At 71.7% G+C, this 19,262-nt stretch carries 19 protein-coding genes; 9 read left to right on the top strand and 10 right to left on the bottom strand.

The window, feature by feature from the left end:
- Positions 1-28 precede the first annotated feature (28 nt).
- The 3 genes from CPH93_RS13450 to CPH93_RS13460 all read right to left on the bottom strand — a co-directional run bounded on the left by CPH93_RS13450 (position 29) and on the right by CPH93_RS13460 (position 2,633).
- Complete coding sequence (locus CPH93_RS13450) at positions 29-832, bottom strand: TIGR03084 family metal-binding protein (RefSeq protein WP_096212987.1); 804 nt, start codon at positions 830-832, stop codon at positions 29-31.
- Positions 833-1,034: 202 nt separating this feature from the next.
- Entirely contained in the window at positions 1,035-1,649 is a 615-nt protein-coding gene (locus tag CPH93_RS13455) for a GPP34 family phosphoprotein (RefSeq protein ID WP_096212988.1), read from the bottom strand.
- 96 nt (positions 1,650-1,745) lie between these two features.
- A complete protein-coding gene (locus tag CPH93_RS13460) occupies positions 1,746-2,633 on the bottom strand; it encodes an EamA family transporter (RefSeq protein WP_443031463.1) in 888 nt (295 codons plus the stop codon).
- 180 nt (positions 2,634-2,813) lie between these two features.
- Here CPH93_RS13460 and CPH93_RS13465 point away from each other — a divergent pair, with 180 nt between their 5' ends.
- Positions 2,814-3,683, top strand: coding sequence for a LysR family transcriptional regulator (locus CPH93_RS13465; RefSeq protein ID WP_096212989.1), 870 nt, complete (start codon positions 2,814-2,816; stop codon positions 3,681-3,683).
- 80 nt (positions 3,684-3,763) lie between these two features.
- On the opposite strand, the gene CPH93_RS13470 is transcribed toward CPH93_RS13465, so the two are convergent.
- Positions 3,764-4,684: a LysR family transcriptional regulator gene (locus tag CPH93_RS13470; protein ID WP_096212990.1), complete on the bottom strand. Its 921-nt coding sequence runs from the start codon at positions 4,682-4,684 to the stop codon at positions 3,764-3,766.
- 282 nt (positions 4,685-4,966) lie between these two features.
- Positions 4,967-5,374 (bottom strand): hypothetical protein, encoded by a 408-nt coding sequence (locus CPH93_RS13475; protein WP_096212991.1) that lies wholly within the window; start codon positions 5,372-5,374, stop codon positions 4,967-4,969.
- An 852-nt stretch (positions 5,375-6,226) separates the two neighbouring features.
- Between CPH93_RS13475 and CPH93_RS13480 the strand changes: the two genes are divergently transcribed.
- The 4 genes from CPH93_RS13480 to CPH93_RS13495 all read left to right on the top strand — a co-directional run bounded on the left by CPH93_RS13480 (position 6,227) and on the right by CPH93_RS13495 (position 9,147).
- A complete protein-coding gene (locus CPH93_RS13480) occupies positions 6,227-6,979 on the top strand; it encodes a DUF6879 family protein (RefSeq protein WP_096212992.1) in 753 nt (250 codons plus the stop codon).
- 13 nt (positions 6,980-6,992) lie between these two features.
- Positions 6,993-7,844, top strand: coding sequence for a helix-turn-helix domain-containing protein (locus CPH93_RS13485; RefSeq protein WP_093484675.1), 852 nt, complete (start codon positions 6,993-6,995; stop codon positions 7,842-7,844).
- Between the two features lie 32 nt (positions 7,845-7,876).
- Positions 7,877-8,503 (top strand): DUF5753 domain-containing protein, encoded by a 627-nt coding sequence (locus CPH93_RS13490; RefSeq protein WP_096212993.1) that lies wholly within the window; start codon positions 7,877-7,879, stop codon positions 8,501-8,503.
- A 146-nt stretch (positions 8,504-8,649) separates the two neighbouring features.
- A complete protein-coding gene (locus tag CPH93_RS13495) occupies positions 8,650-9,147 on the top strand; it encodes a GNAT family N-acetyltransferase (protein WP_096212994.1) in 498 nt (165 codons plus the stop codon).
- 5 nt (positions 9,148-9,152) lie between these two features.
- Here the strand turns inward: CPH93_RS13495 and CPH93_RS13500 are convergent, their stop codons facing one another.
- Both CPH93_RS13500 and CPH93_RS13505 read right to left on the bottom strand, forming a co-directional pair.
- Entirely contained in the window at positions 9,153-9,800 is a 648-nt protein-coding gene (locus tag CPH93_RS13500; protein ID WP_096212995.1) for a response regulator transcription factor, read from the bottom strand.
- Positions 9,785-11,047, bottom strand: coding sequence for a sensor histidine kinase (locus tag CPH93_RS13505; RefSeq protein WP_096212996.1), 1,263 nt, complete (start codon positions 11,045-11,047; stop codon positions 9,785-9,787). The genes CPH93_RS13500 and CPH93_RS13505 overlap by 16 nt, the downstream gene beginning before the upstream one ends.
- A 151-nt stretch (positions 11,048-11,198) precedes the next feature.
- Between CPH93_RS13505 and CPH93_RS13510 the strand changes: the two genes are divergently transcribed.
- Positions 11,199-11,642 (top strand): hypothetical protein, encoded by a 444-nt coding sequence (locus tag CPH93_RS13510; RefSeq protein WP_096212997.1) that lies wholly within the window; start codon positions 11,199-11,201, stop codon positions 11,640-11,642.
- A 56-nt stretch (positions 11,643-11,698) separates the two neighbouring features.
- Here CPH93_RS13510 and CPH93_RS13515 read toward each other — a convergent pair whose 3' ends face one another.
- Positions 11,699-14,605, bottom strand: coding sequence for an FAD-binding and (Fe-S)-binding domain-containing protein (locus CPH93_RS13515; RefSeq protein ID WP_096212998.1), 2,907 nt, complete (start codon positions 14,603-14,605; stop codon positions 11,699-11,701).
- Positions 14,606-14,924: 319 nt separating this feature from the next.
- Between CPH93_RS13515 and serC the strand changes: the two genes are divergently transcribed.
- Positions 14,925-16,043: a phosphoserine transaminase gene (serC, locus tag CPH93_RS13520; protein WP_096212999.1), complete on the top strand. Its 1,119-nt coding sequence runs from the start codon at positions 14,925-14,927 to the stop codon at positions 16,041-16,043.
- A 150-nt stretch (positions 16,044-16,193) separates the two neighbouring features.
- Positions 16,194-16,616, top strand: a complete 423-nt coding sequence (locus tag CPH93_RS13525; RefSeq protein ID WP_096215428.1) for a PPOX class F420-dependent oxidoreductase — start codon at positions 16,194-16,196, stop codon at positions 16,614-16,616.
- Positions 16,617-16,647: 31 nt separating this feature from the next.
- On the opposite strand, the gene CPH93_RS13530 is transcribed toward CPH93_RS13525, so the two are convergent.
- Positions 16,648-17,646 (bottom strand): hypothetical protein, encoded by a 999-nt coding sequence (locus tag CPH93_RS13530; RefSeq protein WP_096213000.1) that lies wholly within the window; start codon positions 17,644-17,646, stop codon positions 16,648-16,650.
- Between the two features lie 132 nt (positions 17,647-17,778).
- On the opposite strand from CPH93_RS13530, the gene CPH93_RS13535 reads away from it, so the two are divergent.
- A complete protein-coding gene (locus tag CPH93_RS13535; protein ID WP_096213001.1) occupies positions 17,779-18,480 on the top strand; it encodes a GDSL-type esterase/lipase family protein in 702 nt (233 codons plus the stop codon).
- A gap of 29 nt (positions 18,481-18,509) precedes the next feature.
- On the opposite strand, the gene CPH93_RS13540 is transcribed toward CPH93_RS13535, so the two are convergent.
- Positions 18,510-19,097, bottom strand: coding sequence for a TetR/AcrR family transcriptional regulator (locus CPH93_RS13540; protein WP_096213002.1), 588 nt, complete (start codon positions 19,095-19,097; stop codon positions 18,510-18,512).
- Positions 19,098-19,262 lie beyond the last annotated feature (165 nt).

The raw sequence follows: 19,262 nt of genomic DNA on the forward strand, positions 1-19,262 counted from the left end.
CCGTCATTCCCGTACTCGGGGGCGGCGCTCACGCCGTGGTTCCCTTCCCCGACGGTGCGCGCCCCTTGCCCGGTGGCCCCGCGAAGGCCTGTGCGATGCCCAGCCACCGTTCCGCATCGGCTCCTTCGGCCCGCAGGGACGGCAGATCGCGGCGGTGCGCCCGCTGGGTCACCAGCAGACAGAACTCCAGCGCCTCCCCGGTCACCCGCTGCGCCGCCTCCGCCGGCCCGTACTCCCACACACTGCCGTCCGGCGCCCGCAGCTCGACCCGGAACTCCTCGTCGGGCGGGGTGAGTTGATGCGTCACGTAGGCGAAATCCCGGGTCCGCACCCCGATCCGGGCGATGTGCCGGAGCCGCTCGGTGGGGGCCCGGGTGACGCCGAGCGCGTCGGCCACGTCCTGGCCGTGCGCCCAGGTCTCCATCAGCCGTGCGGTCGCCATCGACGCCACGCTCATCGGCGGCCCGTACCACGGCAGCTTCTCGCCCGTCGGCCGCTCGGCGAGCGCCCTCAGCAACTGCGCGCGGCCGGCCCGCCAGTCGTCGAGCAGCTGAGCCGGCGGCGTCCGGGCCCCGGCCTCGGCGGCCTCGTCGACGAAGGTCAGCGGCGCGGCGAACGCCTCCTGCGCGGCGCGCGCAAAGCCCTCCGGGTCGGTGGCCGAGAGCAGCGCCTGCCGGTCGGTCCAGGCCAGATGGGCGATCTGATGGGTGATGGTCCACCCCTCGGCGGGCGTCGGGGCCGCCCAGCGCTCGGCCGGCAGCCCGGCGACCAGCGCGTCCAACTCCTCGCTCTCCGCCCTGAGATCGGCCAGTACGGCGCCGGGATCGGACACGCGACACTCCCCTCATCGTCCCAACTGCCATGACAGCGGGGCAGGTTGGCAGGCAGCGACGGCCACTGCTGCGGCCGTGCGGGTGCGGTGTGGTGCGGGTGCGCTCCGAGCGTGGCAGCGCCACCGGAAACAATCAAGCACGCCTGCATGATTTTCTGGCCGACGCGGTGAGGGGCATCCCAACAGGGAATCCGAGCAGCGGTCAGTAGCCTCGTCGCACGTTGTCCACGGCCGCCTCATCGCGCCGTCGGTCGCGCCGCTGCCGCTCGGCCGCCAGCTCCTGGATCGCGTCCTCGACGGCGCCGATCACGGTCGCCACCGCTTCATCGGTCACGTCCGAGGCGTCCGCGGCCCGGTCCTCGCCGAGGCCGGCGGCCGTGGCAAGGGCGGCCAGGACGGGTTCGCCCGAGGCCCAGCGGTTCGCCGCCTCGCGCCGGGCGGGCGTATCGACCAGCACCACGTCACTGGTCCTGAGCAGCAGCCAGCGACGGCGGCGTTCCCGGGTCAGCTGCCCGTCCGCCTCCAGGCCGGCCAGATACGCCGCGGACAGCCCGCGGCCCCTGCGCCACAGCCACTCGCCGACCGGCTCGTACGGCATCTGCTGGACCACCGACGCCGCGGCCTCGTCCAGCAGCCGGTCGGTGAGGGCCGGCCGGTAGCCCGGCACGATGAGCTCCCCGTCGAGCGCGATGGCCTGGGCCTCCAGGAGATCGATCGCCTCGGCCCCCGCCAGCGCGAGCGACAGATCGCCGCGCTCCACGGAGCGTACGGGGGCCGCGTCCATGGCCACGATCAGCAGATCCCGCGGTGTGGTCATTCCCGATCACCCCCTGGCGCCGGCGGTTCCTTTCCAGGATAGGGGCCGCGCCCCTTTCCTTCGCTTCCACGCCGCAACCGGCCGACCGGCCACAGGTCAGTGCGCGCCCTTCCCCGCACTCCGTACCGCGCCCACGCTCGCCACCACGACCAGCCCGATCGCCAGTACCTCGGCCCAGCCCAGCGCCTGGTGCAGCACGAGGAAACCGGCGGTGGCCGCGGCGGCCGGCTCCAGGCTCATCATGACGGCGAAACCGGAGGCCGGGAGCTTGCGCAGGGCGAGCAGTTCCAGGGTGTAGGGCAGCACGGACGACATCAGGGCGACCGCCGCGCCCAGCCCCAGGGTGACCGGGTCCAGCAGGGCGCCACCCGCACTGACGACGCCGAGCGGCAGGCTGAGCAGCGCCGCGACGGTCATCGCCAGCGCCAGCCCGTCCGCCTGCGGGAAGCGCTGTCCCGTACGGGCGGAGAGCAGGATGTACGCGGCCCACAGCCCACCCGCTGCCAGGGCGAACGCCGCCCCGGCGAGGTTCAGCCCGTCGAAGCCCTCACGCCCCAGCAGCACCACACCACCCAACGCCAGCGCCGCCCACACCAGGCTCAGCATCCGGCGCGAGGTGGCCACCGAGAGAATCAGCGGCCCGAGGAACTCAAGGGTGACCGCGGCGCCCAGCGGTATGCGGTCGATCGCCTGGTAGAAGAGCGAGTTCATCCCGGCCAGTGCCACGCCGAAGGCCAGCACCGTCGCCCAGTCGCCCCGGGTGTGACCACGCACCTTCGGGCGGCAGACCACCACCAGCACCAGCGCGGCGACCACCAGCCGCAGCGTGACCACCCCCAGCGCACCGGCCCGCGGGAAGAGCAGCACCGCCACCGACGAGCCGAACTGCAGCGAGACGATCCCGCCGATGACCAGTGCCACCGACCCGATCCGCCCCCGCGCGCCCGCCGCCCCGGCGGTCCCGGCCTGCGCCTCCGCCGTCAGCACCTCGGGCGAGGGCGGTACGGGGTACGGAATGCCCGCACCGGCGGCGGGCACGGTGGGGGCATCAGTGGCGGGCACACGGCCCTCGGGGCTCTCGGACGAAGCGTTCACGCCACCACGCTACGGCCCGCGCTTCCGGTCCGTGAAATGCCGTTTTCCCTGTTGTTATGCTCCGCACGCATGAGCATCGAGCTGCGTCATTTCCGCTGCTTTCTCGCCATCGCCGACACCCTGAGCATCACCCGCGCCGCCGAGCGGCTGCATCTGACCCAGCCCGCCGTCTCCCGCACGTTGAGCCGGCTGGAGCAAGAGCTGGGCATCCGGCTCGTCGACCGCTCCACGCACCATCTCGCGCTCACCCCGGACGGCCGGGCGTTCCGCGACCGGGCCCGGATCGCGGTCAGCGCCTTCGACCGGGCGCTCGCCACCGCCCACCACACCGAATGGCCGCTGCGCCTGGGCCATGCGTGGTCGGCCGCCGGGACCGACACCACCGCGCTGCTGCGCCGCTGGCGCGAGGAGCACCCCGAGACCCCGCTCGAACTCCTGCGCATCGACGACCGCACCGCCGGCCTGGCCCGCGGTGACGTGGACGCCGCCCTGCTGCGCGGCGAGGTACAGGCCCCCGGTCTGGTCACCGAGCAGCTCACCACCGAGCCCCGGGTCGCCGGCCTCCCCGCCGACGACCCCCTCGCCGGCCGCACCGCCCTCTCCCTCACGGACCTGACCGACCGCACCATCGCCGTCAACACCGTCTCCGGCATCACCAGCCTCGACCTGTGGCCCGCCGGAGCCCGCCCCGCCACGTCGATCACCATCGGCAACACCGACGACTGGCTCGCCGCCATCACCGGCGGCCGCGCGGTGGGCGTCACCACCTCCGCCACCGCCGAGATGCACCCGCACCCCGCCATGGCGTACGTCCCGCTGACCGACGCACCACCGGTCCCGGTCGTCATCGCCTGGCGCGACGGCCCGGGTCACCCCGGCATCGGGGACCTGATCGGACTGGCGCACGAGGTCATGGGGCGGCCGGGCGAGAGGTCGTGACGCGGCATCGTTGCCTTGAGGGGCCTTAGGGCCTGTCGTTTGGATCGCTCCCTGATCCGACCCGATCCAAACGACAGGCCCTAGCGGGCCGTGGGTGTACGGCGCAGCACGGCAGCGGCCGCCTGCCGGATGGCGACGATCGTGGGCAGGGCGCGGTTCCTGGCGGTCCACGCCAGGGCGGCGGTGCCCGGCGGCAGATCCGGCACCGCCACGTAACCGACGCCGGGCCGGGGGAAGAAGTGCCGGGCGGCGGCCGGCAGGAAGGCCATGGCCTCGCCCCGGGAGACGGCGAGCAGCAGCGCTTCCATGTCCGGCACCATCGGCCCGTACCGCACGACCGAGCCGTCTGGACGCGGGTCGGCCGCCCAGAACCGCCACCACACCCGGGGGCACGGCGGCGGAATGTCCACCACGGTGCGTCCGGCCAGCTCCGCCAGCCGCACCTCGTCCCGCCCGGCCAGCGGGTCGTCGGCCGGCAGACACGCCACCCGCGGCTCACTGGCCAGCAGCAGCGTCTCGACACCGGCCGGCACCGGCGGACGCAGAAACATCACATCGACCTCGCCGCGCTCCAACGCGTCGAAGTGGGAGGCGAGATCGAGGCCGCGGACGCTGGTCCGCAGCCGTGGATGGCGGGTGTGCAGCTCGTCGAGGATGGCCCTGGTGTACGGCATCGCGGCCTCGGCACCGATGGAACCGATCACCAGCCGCCCGTCGACCTGACGGGCATGGGCGCCGGCCGCCCGGCACAGACCGGCCATCGCCTCCACCACGGCACGCGCCTTCGGCAGCAACGCCTCCCCTGCCGCGGTGATCTCGACATGCCGACGCGAGCGCTGCACCAACAACACATCCAACCGCTCTTCGAGCGCCTGCAGTTGACGGCTGAGCGCAGGCTGCGTCAGAAACAGCCGCGCGGCCGCCCGGCCGAAGTGCAGCTCCTCCGCCAGCGCCAGGAACGATTCCAGCTGCTGAACGCTCGGCGCATGCCGGGAAACCATCCCCAACTCGCCCAAGTCGCCCCCGCTGCGCCCCTCTTCCGTCATGCACGGAGGTTATCAATCGGTCACACATCGTCATGAGGATCCGGGTTCCCCTCACCGTCCCGAACACCGAAGATCAAGAGGTTGCGGACCGGCAGCGCCACGGCCCGGTCCGACGGAGGAGCTCAGCGGAGCGGCTGCACGTGGGGAGAGTCGCTCCGCTCCTCTTCCCTCCCCTGCCGGCGACGGCCCGCCTGACTACCCCGGCGGGCAGGCGCAATCGGGCCCCACCCTGCCGGGCTACCGCTGCGGGCAGGCGTAATCCGGACGCACCCGATGCGGACTACAGGCGATCAGATTGACCGAGAGAAACCGCCCCCCGCTCACCCACCACCCCCCGACCCGATCCTCACCGGCGGCCAGGGCCCGCACGGTCTCCTCGTACGCCGGGTCCGGCACCGACGACCCCACGAAGAGTTCGCCGTACCGCGCGAGTTGCGCCGCATACCACTCGGCCCCTCCCTTCGGCTCCTCGAACGTCGCCTCGATCCGGGCAGCCGGCTTCAGCAGCCAGTCCGCGCACGCCAGCGGCATCACCTGGGCGGAGCGGAACTCCGGGTGATCCGGCCGCCGGTGCGCGTCCCCCGGCTTCACGAGGACATCGCCGCTGCCGAGCCAGACGTAGGCGTGGTGGTGAGGTCCGGCCATCTCGCTCCCTGGTGTCGCACGCTCTGTTCCGTGAACTCGTCCGATTGGGCGGCCCCCGCCCGGGGTACGGGATGAGGCCCGCCCGATCCACGGCTTACGGACACGGCCTACTGGCGGCCACACCCCTGACCGTCGCCGCAGCCGCCGTTGGGGTTGCCGCCCTGGTTGTCGTCCTCATCGCCGCCGTACTTGACCGGGTCGAGGCGGTAGCGCATGGTCATCTCCTCGGGTGCTGAGTCGACGCGCGGTCGGTCCACGCGTCGTCGTGCACGTGCGAGGGCCCCCTGTGGGCCCACCCGCTCCGGCCGTGTCCTGCCAGGGAATGACGGCCGGGGCGGGGGTTTTCGTAGGTCCGCCGCGGGTCTGACGGAACGCCGTCCTGCCGACGGGCCCGGTTCAGGAATCGCTACGGGGCATCAGGAGCCGCGGCTCGTTCAAGCCCGTACATGCGAGGCAGCTCTCTGCCTCGTCACTACTCCGGCTGGTGCCGCGCGCGATGCCGTGCGATGAGGACGTTGAAGTCGGTCACCCTGCTGAGATCCCGGGCCGCCACTGCCAGCTTCCGGCCGCGCTCCAGGTCGTCGCACTCGGGACACCTATGCGTCGTGGAGGCGCTCGTGGCTGTGCTCATTCGGTCGCCTCGACGGTCCGTCGCTGCTGCGTCTGCTGATGCGGTCATGAGCAGGACGCTAGGAAGCGGGAGAAGACGCCACCACGCAATGTTCTCTGATGTTCTCGAAGAATGGCCGAATGTTCTTGCTTGTTCTCACACGAGCGAGTGCAAGCTGTGGTGCGGGGCTCCGAGACCCAGTGATGCTGGAGGCTCACAGCTCCGCAACGAGGGAGACGGTCATGGCACGGCGACTGCGTTTCAGGGGCACGGACAGCAAGCAAGGCAGCTGTCCCGCTCTGCACGAGGACATGGAAACGGGCGAGATCATCGTCCAGGGAGCGCCGCTCAGCGACGCCTTAGACCTTGAACAGCTCCAGCACTTCAGTCCGGGGGAATCCGCAGTCGTCGTTCCTCGCGAACTGCTTGTGAACTGGGGCCCGAAGGAGATCGATCGCGTGCCTGAAATCATCGACCAGGGGGAGTTCCGCCAGCTCTTCGAAGCCTTCGAGCATTCGGCATGGCACTTCGAATCCCGCCGCGGCTACGCCTCCGACCAGGAGGACGAGGGCTACCAGACGTTCCTCGATACGGGCACCGTGACGTGGGACCTCGATGACGCGTGGTGCAAGAACATCCGTGCACAGACGGCAGCCGGCAAACACATCGGACGGGTGCGCATTGTCGACAACCCCCCGACGAGCGGTCAGCTCTACCTCCTCGGCTACTCACAGTGCAACGCCGCCACGGGCGAGGACGTACGCAATCTGTGGCGCACCGACGCAGACCAACTGCACCTTCCCGCCGAAGACTTCTGGATCTTTGACTCCCGGTTGGTTGCCCTGCTGAACTTCGACGATGCCGACGTCCTTGTGAACGTCGAGCTGATCACCGAACCGGCCGAGGTCGTCCGATACTGCCAGGTACGTGACGCCGCATGGCATCACGCCATCCCCTACGAGACGTTCGCGGCGGAGGTGTCTGCCGCAGAGTAGTGAGTGTGAACCGGTGAGCACCGACTATCAGCAAGCCCGGATCGCCCTGGGAGCCAGACTCCGGGAACTACGGGAACTCTGCCCGACAGGCAAGCTCACCGGTCCGCAGTTGGCCGCCCGCCTCGGCTGCGTCCACTCCAAGATCTACAAGCTGGAGAACGGAAATCAGACGGCCACCGCCGAAGACGTGCGAGCGTGGGCCGAGGCGACAGGTCATCCGGAGGCTACGGCCGAACTACTCGCTCGGCTTGCGAGTTTCGAATCCCACATCCGTTCATGGCGTCGGCAATTGGCGTCTGGGCACCTTCCGGTTCAGCAGAGCTGGAACGCGGAAGTAGCACGGTCAAAGGTCCTCCACATATGGGAGGAGGCCGTCATCGCAGGCATGTTGCAGACCGCCGATTACGCACGTCACGTCTTCATCCGTTACGCGGATTTCCAGCAATCGAAGCCGGATGCAGACGAAGCGGTGAGAGCAAGGATGAAGCGACAGGAATGGCTTTACGAATCGGGAAAGAAGCTCCACGTCCTGATGTGGGAAGCGGCCCTACACGCTCTCATCTGCCCACCTTCCGTACTCGCTGCCCAGCTCGACCGACTCGCCGGAGTCATCGGCATGGACAGCATCTCGCTGGGCATCGTCCCCCTCAGGGCACCACTGAAGCTCCCCCCAGCCAACGGATTCTGCGTCCTGGACGAACGACTGGCCATCACTGAGGACTGGCACGCGGAATTGTGGTTGGACGATGCACACAACATCGCAACGTACTTGAAGGTCTGGAACACACTCCGAGAATCTGCCGTCTACGGCACCGAGGCACAGAACGTGATCAACAGAGCCCGGCGGTCGCTCTGTTCCCCATGACGCCCGCTACTGGATACACAAGGATGCACATTATGCCGCAGTCACCGAATTCCGAGTCGACATACACCGAGTGGAGCCACAAGGTACGCGACGGGCTGAAGCCACTCCAGAACAGTTTGGTTCAGTTATTCCAAGAGACCCAACTGTTCCGCATCTACTCCTCCACCCTCATGCCCGGCCTGTTGCAGACGGAGGGTTACGCGGCCGCAGTGCTGTGCACGGTCGCCGATTTTCAGGAACTCCCCTTCGACGACAGTGCGGAGGCCGCGTGTGCCCGCGTCGAGCGCTCGCGCGTCATCCACGAGCCAGGGCGTCGCTTCGATCTGCTCGTCGAAGAGGCGGTGCTGCACCACCAGCTCGGAGACACGGAGGTGATGGCTGACCAGCTGGAATACCTGCTGACAACCGATGCCCTGACGTCCGTGTCGCTCGGGATCATCCCGAGGAACACACGCGACCGGGTGCAGTGGCCGCGTGAGACGTTGCACATGTACGACGACAACCTCGTGTCAGTCGAGCTGGTGTCCGCACAGGTGAACATCACCCAGCCTTCCGAAATCGCCCTCTACCTGAAGGCGTTCGAGCAGCTGCGCAGCATGGCCGTGTACGGCACCGAGGCGCGGACGCTCATCCTGAAGGCGCTTGACGCCTTGCGCTGAGGCTGCGAATGACGACAGGTGCCCCTGAAACCAACCGCTTGGCCTTCCACGCACCTGCACCGAAGACCAGACGAGGCCCGAGGGGCCCGACGGGGTCCTCGCAATCCCGTACCCGTAGAGCAGCAGGTTCGGTAGCTTCAGGTCTCATGAGCTGGCTTCCCGACGACTTCGTCCATCCGATCCACGTTCCGCTGCCCGGCGGCGCACATCACCTGCGGCCGATCAAGGAGGCCGATACCGCGCTCGACTACCCGGCTGTGATGGGCTCCCGCGAGCGGCTGTGGGGCATCTTCGGGCCCGCCTGGGGTTGGCCCGCGGAGACGATGTCCTACGAGGAGGACCGGGTGGACCTCCTTCGGCACGAGAAGGAGATAGCTGCCCACCAGTCCTTCAACTACGCGCTGTTCGACGCGGCGGAGACCGCTCTCCTCGGCTGCGTCTACATCGACCCGCCCGAGCGGGTCGGCGCGGACGGCGAGATCTCCTGGTGGGTCGTGGACGACCTGCTCGGCAGCGAGGTGGAGCGCGCGCTGGACGCGCTGGTGCCGCAGTGGATCGCCGCCGACTGGCCGTTTCGGCAGCCCCGCTACCTCGGCCGTGACCTCTCCTGGCAGGACTGGCTTGCCCTGCCCAAACACGCCTGACTGCGCTACGGCTTGTTCAGGTAAGTGAGGACGGCGCGGACGCGGCGGTTGCTGTTGTCGTCGTCGGTGAGGCCGAGCTTGCCGAACATGGAGGTGGTGTATTTGCTGACGGTGCCTTCGCTGAGGAAGAGGCGGCGGCCGATGGCCTGGTTGGACAGGCCCTCGGCCATGAGGGCCAGTACGGAGTGCTCGCGTTCGGTGAGCCGGTCGAGTGCCTGGTTCGGGGAGCCGGTGGACAGCAGTTTCGCGATGACAGCCGGGTCCATGGCGGTCCCGCCGCCCGCGACGCGTTCCAGGGCGTCGAGGAACTGGTCGGCGTCGAACACGCTCTCCTTGAGGAGGTAGCCGACGCCGCCGGAGCCGTCGGCCAGGAGCTCGCGGGCGTAGAGCTGCTCGACGTGCTGGGAGAGGATGAGGACCGGCAGCCCGGGCATCTCGCTGCGGGCGGCGAGGGCCGCCCGCAGGCCCTCGTCCGACTGGTTCGGCGGCATGCGGACGTCGATGACGGACACATCCGGGCGCCATGTCCGCAGCGCCTCCAGCGTCTCGGGTCCGGTGGCCGCCGTCGCCACCACCTGGTGCCCGCACGCCTCGATCAGGCGGACCATCCCGTCGCGCAGGAGGTAGAGGTCTTCGGCTACAACGATTCGCATGGCACCGTCATCCTCACACGGGTCGGGCCGCCCGGCGGGCTGGTGATCTCCACCGTGCCGTCGAAGACCGTGAGGCGGCGGCGCAGCCCGTCGAGTCCGCCGCCGGGCCGGACGTCGGCCCCGCCCCGGCCGTCGTCCTCGACCTCGGCGACGAGGCCGGCGTCGTCCCGCGTGAGGGAGATGCGTGCCCGGGAAGCGTGGGCGTGCCGGACCGCGTTGGTCAGCAGCTCGGCGACGCCGAAGTAGACGGCGGACTCGATCGGCGGGTCCAGGTGGAGTGGGGCGTCGGCGGTGACGGCCACGTCGAGCGGGCTGTCGAGGGCGAGGGCGCGGACGGCGTCGACGAGGCCCCGCTCGTTCAGCACCGGCGGGCTGATACCCCGGACCAGCTCGCGCATCTCGGACAGCGAGGCGGCGGCGCCGGCCCGCGCGTCCCGCAGCAGTGCCCTGGCCTGGTCGGGGTCGGTCTGCATCAGCTTCTCCGCGGTCGCCAGGGAGAGCCCGAGCGCCACCAGGCGGGCCTGCGCCCCGTCGTGCAGGTCCCGCTCGATCCGGCGGATCTCGGCGGCCTGCGCGACCGTCGTGTCCGCGCGCTGGGCGGTCAACTCGTCCACCCGGTCGGCCAGTTCCATGGCGGGCGACGGGCGCAGGAAGCGGACGGTCAGCGGCTGGAGGGGCCGCCAGGCGTACGGGGCGGAGGCGACGGCCACGGCCAGGCCGAGCGCCGCGACGACGACACGCGCGACCGGCTCCGGCCGGGTGAGCCCCACAACCGCCGCGGCCACCGCGGCCGGCGGGAGGGCGGCGACCACGCCCGCGGTGAGCGGCGCGATCGCCGTGAACCGCAGGTCGCGCCAGTTGGCGGGGTCGCGCCACCGGATCCGCCACTTCTGGTCCAGGAGGGCGTCACGGCTGGTCCGTTCGTAGCTGAAGCCGTTCCACCAGTAGCCCGTGGACATCCGCGTCACCGGCCCGGCCTGCCGATAGCCGGCGGGGAGGACGGTGCCCGTCCACCTCGCGACGAGGAAGCGGACCAGCCGGCAGACCGGGCGGGAGAGGGTGAGGGTGCCCACGCAGACCAGCACGCACGGGGCCACCCACGACCACGGGTTTCCCGCACCCCACCAGATCCCCAGCGTCACGGCGGCGGCCCACACGGCCGGGACCAGCATGCTGACGAGCGCCACGAGGCATGCCCGTATGAACCCCACGCCGACGCGCGCCGGCCACGAACCCAGCTGTCTCATGTCTCTTCCTCCGCTTGCCGTTCGGTGCGTCCACTGTGCACCGCGAGGAGCACGCAACTGCCCTGGTCGGCCGGGGAGTGGGGCTGGCCCCACCCACCCGTGGGTCCAGGCCGATACCGCGCCGGTCGAGCGCTTCGTAGCGTCGCTGAGCATGGAAACCCACACGCACATCACCACGGCCGGGGCCGGCCGCCTCGACCACCCGCACACCCGGCAGGCCTTCGGGACGGTGCAGACCCTCGTCGCCGTCTACGGCGCACTCAGCGTCGCCGTCCTCGCCACGGTCGCCGTCCTCGCGATGAACGAGCACCCGGTGACCTCGTTCATGTGGGGCCGCTCGGCCGGGGTGCTCGCGAGCGCCGCCGTCACCTACTGGCTGACCGCCCGCGCCGCGCACGGAGCCCGATGGGCCTACGTGCGCATGCGCATCATCTCGCTCGTCATGCCGGTCGCGATCATCGCCATCGACGTGTTCCCCGGCACCCTCCCGACGTGGTTCATCCTGCTCCAGGCCACCTGCGCCCTCGCCATTGGCGCAGCCGCCCTTCCCCTCAATGGGGCCGGGCTGCGCGCTGCGTTCCCTAAGGGGCGCTGAGGGTGCGTGCGGCACGCCCGGGGCTCCCCCGGCACGCCCGGCCCGCCCGCCCCGCCTTAGTCCCCCTCCCCCAACGCCTCCGCCAGCACCTCCGCCAGATGCCGGCCGGGGCGATCGCCCAGCTGCTCCAGCTGCATGCGGCAGGAGAAGCCGTCGGCGAGGATTTCCGTGTCGGCGGTGGCTTCCCGGACGGCCGGGAGGAGTTGGTCCTCGGCGCAGGAGACCGAGACGTCGTAGTGGCCGCGTTCGAAGCCGAAGTTGCCGGCCAGGCCGCAGCAGCCGCCGGTCAGCGAGCCGGTGAGGCCGGCGCGTTCGCGCAGCCGGCGGTCGGCGGCGTCGCCCAGGACCGCGTGCTGGTGGCAGTGGGTCTGGCCGGCGACGGGGCGGTCGAGGCGCGGAGGGTGCCAGTCGGGGGCCAGTTCCTCCAGGGCCTCGGCGAAGGTCCGTACGGAGGTGGCCAGTTGGGCCGCCCGGGGGTCGTCGGAGAGCAGTTCGGGCAGGTCCGTGCGGAGGGCGGCGGCGCAGCTGGGTTCGAGGACGATCAGGGGGCGGCCGTCCTGGAGGACGGGGCCGAGCACGTCCACCGTGCGGCGCATGACGGCGCGGGCCTGGTCGAGCTGGCCGGTGGAGACGTAGGTCAGGCCGCAGCACAGCGGGCGGTGGCGGCGCGGGAGGGGGGCAGCGCCCGTGCGCAGGGGCGCGGTCGGCGGGAGGAGCGGGCGCAGGCCGGCCGCTTCCAGGACGCGGACGGCGGAGCGGCCGACCTGGGGGGAGAGGTGGTTGGTGAAGGTGTCGGGCCAGAGGACGACCGTACGGCCGGCGGCGGGGGCGGGGGCTCCGGTGGTCCGGCGCCGGTGCCACCACCAGTGGGTGAAGGTCTCGGTGGCCAGGGTGGGGATCGGCCGCTCGGGGGCGATCCCGCCGAGGCGTTTGCCGAGGGCGGCCAGGGGCGTACGGGCCAGGGCGTTGAGGGCCGGGGCCAACGGGGCGGCGGCGTGCAGCCATTGAGGGAGGCGGCCCATGGAGTAGTGGGCGGCGGGGCGCAGCCGGCCCTCGTAGTGGTGGTGGAGGAACTCCGCCTTGTAGGTGGCCATGTCGACGCCCACGGGGCAGTCGCTGCGGCAGCCCTTGCAGGAGAGGCAGAGGTCGAGGGCGTCGCGTACCTCCGGCGACTGCCAGCCGTCCGTGATCACCTCACCGGCGAGCATCTCGTGCAGCAGCCGGGCCCGGCCCCGGGTGGAGTGCTGCTCCTCGCCGGTGGCGCGGAAGGACGGGCACATGACGTCCGCCGAGCCCGGACCGGTGGTGGTGTTGCGGCATTTGGCGACGCCCACGCAGCGGCGGACGGCCGCGGAGAAGTCCCCGTTGTCGTGCGGGTAGCCGAACTCGACCGGGACCGGGCGCTTGGGCAGCAGCTCGAAGCGGAGGTTCTCGTCGAGCCGGGCGGGACGGACCAGCATGCCGGGGTTGAGGCCGGCGGCCGGGTCCCAGAGCGACTTGAACCGCTCGAAGAGGCCGACCAGCTCCGGGCCGTACATCTTCGGGAGGAGCTCGGCGCGGGCCTGGCCGTCGCCGTGTTCGCCGGAGAGCGAGCCGCCGTGCGCGACGACCAGCTCGCCCAGGTCGTAGGAGAACTCCCGGAAGCGGCGGATGCCCGGCGGGGTCAGCAGGTCGAAGTCGATACGGATGTGGATGCAGCCGTCGCCGAAGTGGCCGTACGGGGTGCCGCGCAGGCCGTGCTGGGCCAGCAGGGCACGGAAGTCCCGCAGATACGGGCCGAGTCGGGCCGGGGGGACGGCGCAGTCCTCCCAGCCGGGCCAGGCTTCGCTGCCATCCGACAACCGGGTCGCGGTGCCGGACGCGTCCTCGCGGATCCGCCAGAGGGCGCGCTGTCCGGCCGGGTCGGTGACGAGGGCGTGGTCGGTGGTGCCGTCCGCGGCCGCCGCCCGGCACAGCGCCTCGGCACGGGCCGCCGCCTCGCCGGGGCTCGCGCCGCCCATCTCCACGAACAGCCAGGCGCCGCCCTTGGGCAGCCCGGCCGCGCCGCCCACCAGGTCGGCGGCCATCCCCTCGACGGTCATCGGGCCGTGCGGGAGGAGGGTGTGCGCGGCCTCGGCGGCGGCGCTCTCGTCGGGGTAGCCGAGGACGGCGAGGGCCCGGGCGGCGGGAGTCTCCACCAGGCGTACGGTCGCCTCGGTCAGCACCCCGAGGGTGCCCTCGCTGCCGGTGAGGGCGCGGGCGAGGTCGGTGCCCGCTTCCGGGAGCAGCGCGTCCAGGGCGTATCCGGAGATCCGGCGGGGGAGGTCGGGATAGCCGGTGCGCAGCAGCGCCAACTCCGCGTCCACCAGCGCTTTCACGCCGTCCCGCAGCCGCGGCGGAAGGCCGGTGGGGGCGCCGGTGGGGCCCGTGCCCCGGCCGGCCCGTACCTGCTCGCCGCCGTAGGTGAGCAGCTCCAGCTCGCGGACGCTGTCGGCGGTGGTGCCCCAGGCCACCGAGTGCGAGCCGCAGGAGTTGTTGCCGATCATGCCGCCGAGGGTGCAGCGGCTGTGGGTGGAGGGGTCGGGGCCGAAGGTCAGGCCGTGGGCGCCGGCCGCCGCCCGCAGGTCGTCGAGGATGACGCCGGGCTGGACGACGGCGGTGCGGGCGGCGGGGTCCAGCGACACGATGCGGTTCAGGTGCCGGGTGAAGTCCAGCACCACGCCCACCCCGGTCGCCTGCCCGGCGATGCTGGTGCCGCCACCGCGCGGCACCACCGGCACCGCATGCTCCCGGCACACCCGCAGCGCCGCCGCGACGTCCTCGGCGTCCCGCGGCGCGACGACCGCCATGGGCACCCGCCGGTAATTCGAGGCGTCCATCGTCACCAGCGCCCGGTCGGCCGCGGCGAACGAGACCTCCCCCCGCACCGCGGCCGCCAACTCCTCCGCCAGATTCCGCTTCTCCGTCTCCGTGCGATCAGCCATGTCCCCAGCCTGCCCACTGGGGCGGGGTCGTGGCCCGTCGACGGGGCCGTTAATTGGAGACGGCGGGGGCTATTTTTCGGACGGCGGTCGGCAGTCGGTCCCCGGCCACGAAGCGTCCCCGGCCGGTCCCCGTGGCCGTCGACCTGGCGGTACGGACCTTGGGCGGGGCGCTGGCCGGGGCGCCCCATACGGGTGACGGCGGGGACGGCGCGGAGGGCGGGGACGGGCCGCCGCCCGGCCGTCCGCCGTATGGGCGGGCCGCATCTCACCCGCTGGACGCGCCGCCGAACCCCGCAGCGCGACGGATTAGGCTTCCCCCGTGGCTGATATCCAGATCCCCGCTGACATCAAGCCCGCCGACGGACGCTTCGGCGCGGGCCCCTCCAAGGTGCGTACGGAGGCGCTCGGCGCCCTGGCCGCCACCGGTAGCTCCCTTCTCGGCACGTCCCACCGCCAGGCCCCGGTCAAGAACCTGGTCGGCAAGGTGCGCGACGGCGTACGCGACCTCTTCCAGCTCCCCGAGGGTTACGAGGTCGTCCTCGGCAACGGCGGTTCCACCGCGTTCTGGGACATCGCGACGCACGGTCTGATCGAGCGCAAGTCCCAGCACCTCTCCTTCGGCGAGTTCTCCTCGAAGTTCGCCAAGGCCGCCAAGCTGGCCCCGTGGCTGGACGAGCCCACCGTCATCTCCGCCGACCCGGGCAGCCACCCGGAGCCGGAGGCGGAGGCGGGCGTGGACGTCTACGGCTTCACCCACAACGAGACCTCGACCGGTGTCGCCGCGCCCCTCAAGCGCGTCGCGGGCGCCGACGAGGGCGCGCTGGTGCTGGTCGACGCCACCTCCGGCGCCGGCGGCCTGCCCGTGGACATCACCGAGACGGACGTCTACTACTTCGCCCCGCAGAAGTCCTTCGCCTCCGACGGCGGTCTGTGGCTGGCGGCCTTCTCCCCCGCCGCGCTGGAGCGCGCCCGCGCCATCCACGCGTCCGGCCGTCACATCCCGGAGTTCTTCTCGCTGCCGACGGCGATCGACAACTCCCTGAAGAACCAGACGTACAACACCCCGGCGCTGTCGACCCTCTTCCTGCTCAACGAGCAGCTGGAGTGGATCAACGGCCAGGGCGGTCTGGACTGGGCGGTGCGCCGCACCGCCACCTCCTCGCGCACCCTCTACGGCTGGGCCGAGGACTCCAAGTACGCCACCCCGTTCGTCGTCGACCCGGCCAAGCGCTCGCAGGTCATCGGCACCATCGACTTCGACGAGGGCATCGACGCCGCCGCCGTCGCCAAGGCCCTGCGCGCCAACGGCATCGTCGACACCGAGCCCTACCGCAAGCTCGGCCGCAACCAGCTGCGGATCGCGATGTTCCCGGCGATCGACCCGGCGGACGTCGAGGCCCTGACGGCCTGCGTCGACTACGTGATCGGCAAGCTGTAGCGGCAGGTCCGGCCCGGCCGGACAGGCACCACAGGCCCCGGCGGGCTTCCCGCCGGGGCCTGTGCCGTCGGGCGGCCCGCACCGCCGGACTCCCCCGAACGGACGCACCGCATTGTGACCGGACGGGCCGGATATGCCTGTATGGGTGCCATGACGAATCCCCCGGTGCCCGGCCTCGCACCCTTCGAACGGCAAGGCACGATCCTGCTGACCACGTACAAGCGGGACGGCACCGGCGTCGGCACACCCATGAATATCGCCGTCGACGGCGATCACGCCTATCTGCGGACGTACGGCAGCGCCTGGAAGGTCAAGCGGATGCGGAACTTCCCGGAGGTGGAGATCTGCGCGTCCACCTGGCGGGGGCGACCCACCGGGCCCCCCGTCCGGGCGCGGGTGCGGCTACTGGATCCGCAGACCCGGGAGTACCGCCGCGCGGAGCGCTCACTGACCCGCAAGTACCCGCTGATCCACGGACTGCTGGTACCCCTGGCCCACCGGCTGAAGAAGGAGCCGACGCTCCATTACGAGCTGCGGCTGACCGAGGGGGCGGGGAGAACGGGCGAGGGGTAGGGGCCAGGGCCTGTCCCCGGCTCCCGCCGGCCTACCGCCGCCGCAGCAGCCTCCGCACCCCGACCACCAGCGCCGTCGCCACGGCGAGGACCATGGCCCCCTTGATGAAGGACGGGTCCATGTCGCCGGTTCCCGAACCCCCCTTCCCGTCCCGCCCGTTGGCGCCGTCCCCGTTCGCCGGGTCGTCCTTCACCGAGTCCGGCAGCTGCCCATCACTCAGGCCGACCGGCTTGACCTCGCTGGACTCGCCCTCGGAGCCGTACATCAGGGTGCGGCCGTCGGGGGTGAAGGTGACCGATTCGCCCTGCTGCTGGACCGGTACGCCCACGCTGCCGAGGTCCTTGGGGCGGTCGTTCTGCCAGCGGTAGATCCGGGCGCCGAAGTAGCTGCGCAGCACCAGCCGGGTGCCGTCGGGGGAGAACGCACCGTCGGTCACCCACAGGTCGATCGGGGCGACCTTGCGGAAGGTGTTGGTGGCACCGGCGGTCAGGTGCTGCGGGCCCGCGTAGAGCGCGCCGCCGCCGTCCTGCTTCTTGCTGGCGATGTAGACCCGGCCCGTCTTGGGGTGCACCATCAGCGCCTCGGCGTCCCGCGGGCCGTCCGCGTACTTCACGGTGAACTGGGTGGCGGTGACGGTGGCATCGCGCAGCGTCTTCGGCTCGGGGAGGCGGTAGATCCATACGTGGTCCCACGAGCCGCCGAGGTTGTCGCCGATGTCGCCGACGTAGAGGTTGCCGTCCGGGCCGACCGAGATCGCCTCGACGTCGCGGGGCGAGCCGATGCCGCGCAGCGTGATCCTGGCGACCGTGCGGCCCGATCGTGCGTCGACGGCGTAGAGGTACGGGCCGTCGTTGCTGTCGTTGTGGGTCCAGTAGATCCCGGGGTGCGCCCGGCTGGCGGCCAGGCCGCTGGACTCGGTGATCCGGGGGTCGCTGATGGTGAAGCCGTCGGGCTCGTCGGCGGCGGCGGGCACCATGGACGCCGACCACAGGATTCCCGCGGCACCGGCCGCGCACAGAAGCGAACGCATGGGCACAGACTGCCATCCCGGACGGCGGCAGGCGGGCCGACGGCGGTCGTCGCGGGACCGGACGGGCGGGGCGTGGCCAGCGTCACGTACCGGGGAGTAGGGGTTCTCGGCCATCATGACCGGATGAGGATCATGTTCGTCGGTGACTCGATGACGATAGGGAGCACCGGCGATTTCACCTGGCGCTACCGGATGTGGCAGCACCTGGACGCGACGTCCGGCGACCCGTACCGCATCGTCGGCCCGCGCCGCGCGCTCCATGACCCCGCCACCGGCACCGCCTCCTCGTCCGCCTACGCCGACCCGGGCTTCCCCGAGGAGGCCCGGTGCCATCTCGCCGGCTGGGGTGAAGGCTGGCTGCACATGGCCCCGCTGATCGGCGACGCGGTGCGCCGGTACGAGGCCGACACCCTGCTGGTCTCGCTCGGCCTGATAGACCTCGGCTTCTACACGAACGCCGAGCAGACCGCGGAGAACGTCCGGCGCTTCGTGGCCGCGGCACGGCAGGCCGCGCCGCACGTCCGGGCGGTGCTGATGCCGGTGATACCCAATGTGCGGGCAGCGACGGACGCCGCGTTCGGTGCGCAGTGCGCGCGCCTCAACGAGCTGCTGGCCAAGGCCGTCGCCGATCTCTCCGTCCCCGGCTCGCCGTTGCTGCTGGCCTCCGTACCGGACGGGTGGGACATCGAGCGCGCCACCTACGACGGGACGCATCCGTCGGAGTACGGCGAGCACTTGCTGACGGGGGCGTTCGCCCAGGCGATGCATCAGGCGTGGGGCGTCGGCGGCCCGTACTCCGCCGCCGGGCTCCAGGAGGCCCTGCCCGCACCGTGAGGTCGGTCGCCGGTACGGCCCGGCGCCGCTCAGGAGGCGGCCGGCGCCGTCCACGAGTCGGCCAGCGCACACAGCTCCGCCAGCGCCGCCTCCGTCCGCGCACGGTCGCCGTGGACCAGGAAGTCGGTGCGCAGGCCCGCGTAGGCGCTGTTCAGAAACGTGGCGTGCACCCGCGCCGGGCCGGGGGCGAGGCCGCGGGCGCGCAGGGCGCCGGCGACGAAGTCGGCGCGGTCCGCAAGGAACTTCGGGACCCGGCCGCCGAGCCGGCCGGCCGCCGCCAGCCCCTCGATCTCGTGCAGGAGCCTGGTCGCGCCGAGGTGTTCGGGCTCCAGGTGGCGCCGCCAGGAGTCCCGTATGAGCGCACCGATACCGCGCGAGGTGTCGTCCCAGCCCTCGGCGGCCCGGAGCTGGGCGTGCTGGATCTCGTCCAGCCGTGCCAGGACGGCGGTGAGCAGATCGTCCTTGTCCGCGAAGTGGTGGGTGAGCACCCGGGTGCTGTGCCCGAGCGCCCGGGCCAGCGGCCGCAGGGAGAGGTTGACGAGCCCGGTCTCGGCGAGATGGCCGATGGCCGCATCGAGGATCTCGGTACGGCGGTGGGGGTCGCGGGGCCTGGCCATCGGTCGGACTCCTCGTGAGGCGGGGATCGCTGGGCGGGCGTGGGGCCCTCCGGGCACTGCGAGCTGCACGGACGCTGCGCGGACCCACCACCTACCTTAATTAAGGAAACAGACGTTGCGGCAACGGCCTGCCGGTGCGTCCGCCAGCCGCAGAGGCGTCACCTT

The organism is Streptomyces sp. 2323.1 (genome assembly GCF_900221035.1).
Taxonomy (GTDB): domain Bacteria; phylum Actinomycetota; class Actinomycetes; order Streptomycetales; family Streptomycetaceae; genus Streptomyces; species Streptomyces sioyaensis.

Excerpts from the sequence above, each read along its gene's own strand:
- CPH93_RS13455 (WP_096212988.1), bottom strand. The coding sequence starts at position 1,649 with ATGACCACACCGCGGGATCTGCTGATCGTGGCCATGGACGCGGCCCCC.
- CPH93_RS13465 (WP_096212989.1), top strand. The coding sequence starts at position 2,814 with ATGAGCATCGAGCTGCGTCATTTCCGCTGCTTTCTCGCCATCGCCGAC.
- CPH93_RS13470 (WP_096212990.1), bottom strand. The coding sequence starts at position 4,684 with ATGGTTTCCCGGCATGCGCCGAGCGTTCAGCAGCTGGAATCGTTCCTG.
- CPH93_RS13475 (WP_096212991.1), bottom strand. The coding sequence starts at position 5,374 with ATGGCCGGACCTCACCACCACGCCTACGTCTGGCTCGGCAGCGGCGAT.
- CPH93_RS13480 (WP_096212992.1), top strand. The coding sequence starts at position 6,227 with ATGGCACGGCGACTGCGTTTCAGGGGCACGGACAGCAAGCAAGGCAGC.
- CPH93_RS13490 (WP_096212993.1), top strand. The coding sequence starts at position 7,877 with ATGCCGCAGTCACCGAATTCCGAGTCGACATACACCGAGTGGAGCCAC.
- CPH93_RS13495 (WP_096212994.1), top strand. The coding sequence starts at position 8,650 with ATGAGCTGGCTTCCCGACGACTTCGTCCATCCGATCCACGTTCCGCTG.
- CPH93_RS13500 (WP_096212995.1), bottom strand. The coding sequence starts at position 9,800 with ATGCGAATCGTTGTAGCCGAAGACCTCTACCTCCTGCGCGACGGGATG.
- CPH93_RS13505 (WP_096212996.1), bottom strand. The coding sequence starts at position 11,047 with ATGAGACAGCTGGGTTCGTGGCCGGCGCGCGTCGGCGTGGGGTTCATA.
- CPH93_RS13510 (WP_096212997.1), top strand. The coding sequence starts at position 11,199 with ATGGAAACCCACACGCACATCACCACGGCCGGGGCCGGCCGCCTCGAC.
- CPH93_RS13515 (WP_096212998.1), bottom strand. The coding sequence starts at position 14,605 with ATGGCTGATCGCACGGAGACGGAGAAGCGGAATCTGGCGGAGGAGTTG.
- CPH93_RS13525 (WP_096215428.1), top strand. The coding sequence starts at position 16,194 with ATGACGAATCCCCCGGTGCCCGGCCTCGCACCCTTCGAACGGCAAGGC.
- CPH93_RS13530 (WP_096213000.1), bottom strand. The coding sequence starts at position 17,646 with ATGCGTTCGCTTCTGTGCGCGGCCGGTGCCGCGGGAATCCTGTGGTCG.
- CPH93_RS13535 (WP_096213001.1), top strand. The coding sequence starts at position 17,779 with ATGTTCGTCGGTGACTCGATGACGATAGGGAGCACCGGCGATTTCACC.
- CPH93_RS13540 (WP_096213002.1), bottom strand. The coding sequence starts at position 19,097 with ATGGCCAGGCCCCGCGACCCCCACCGCCGTACCGAGATCCTCGATGCG.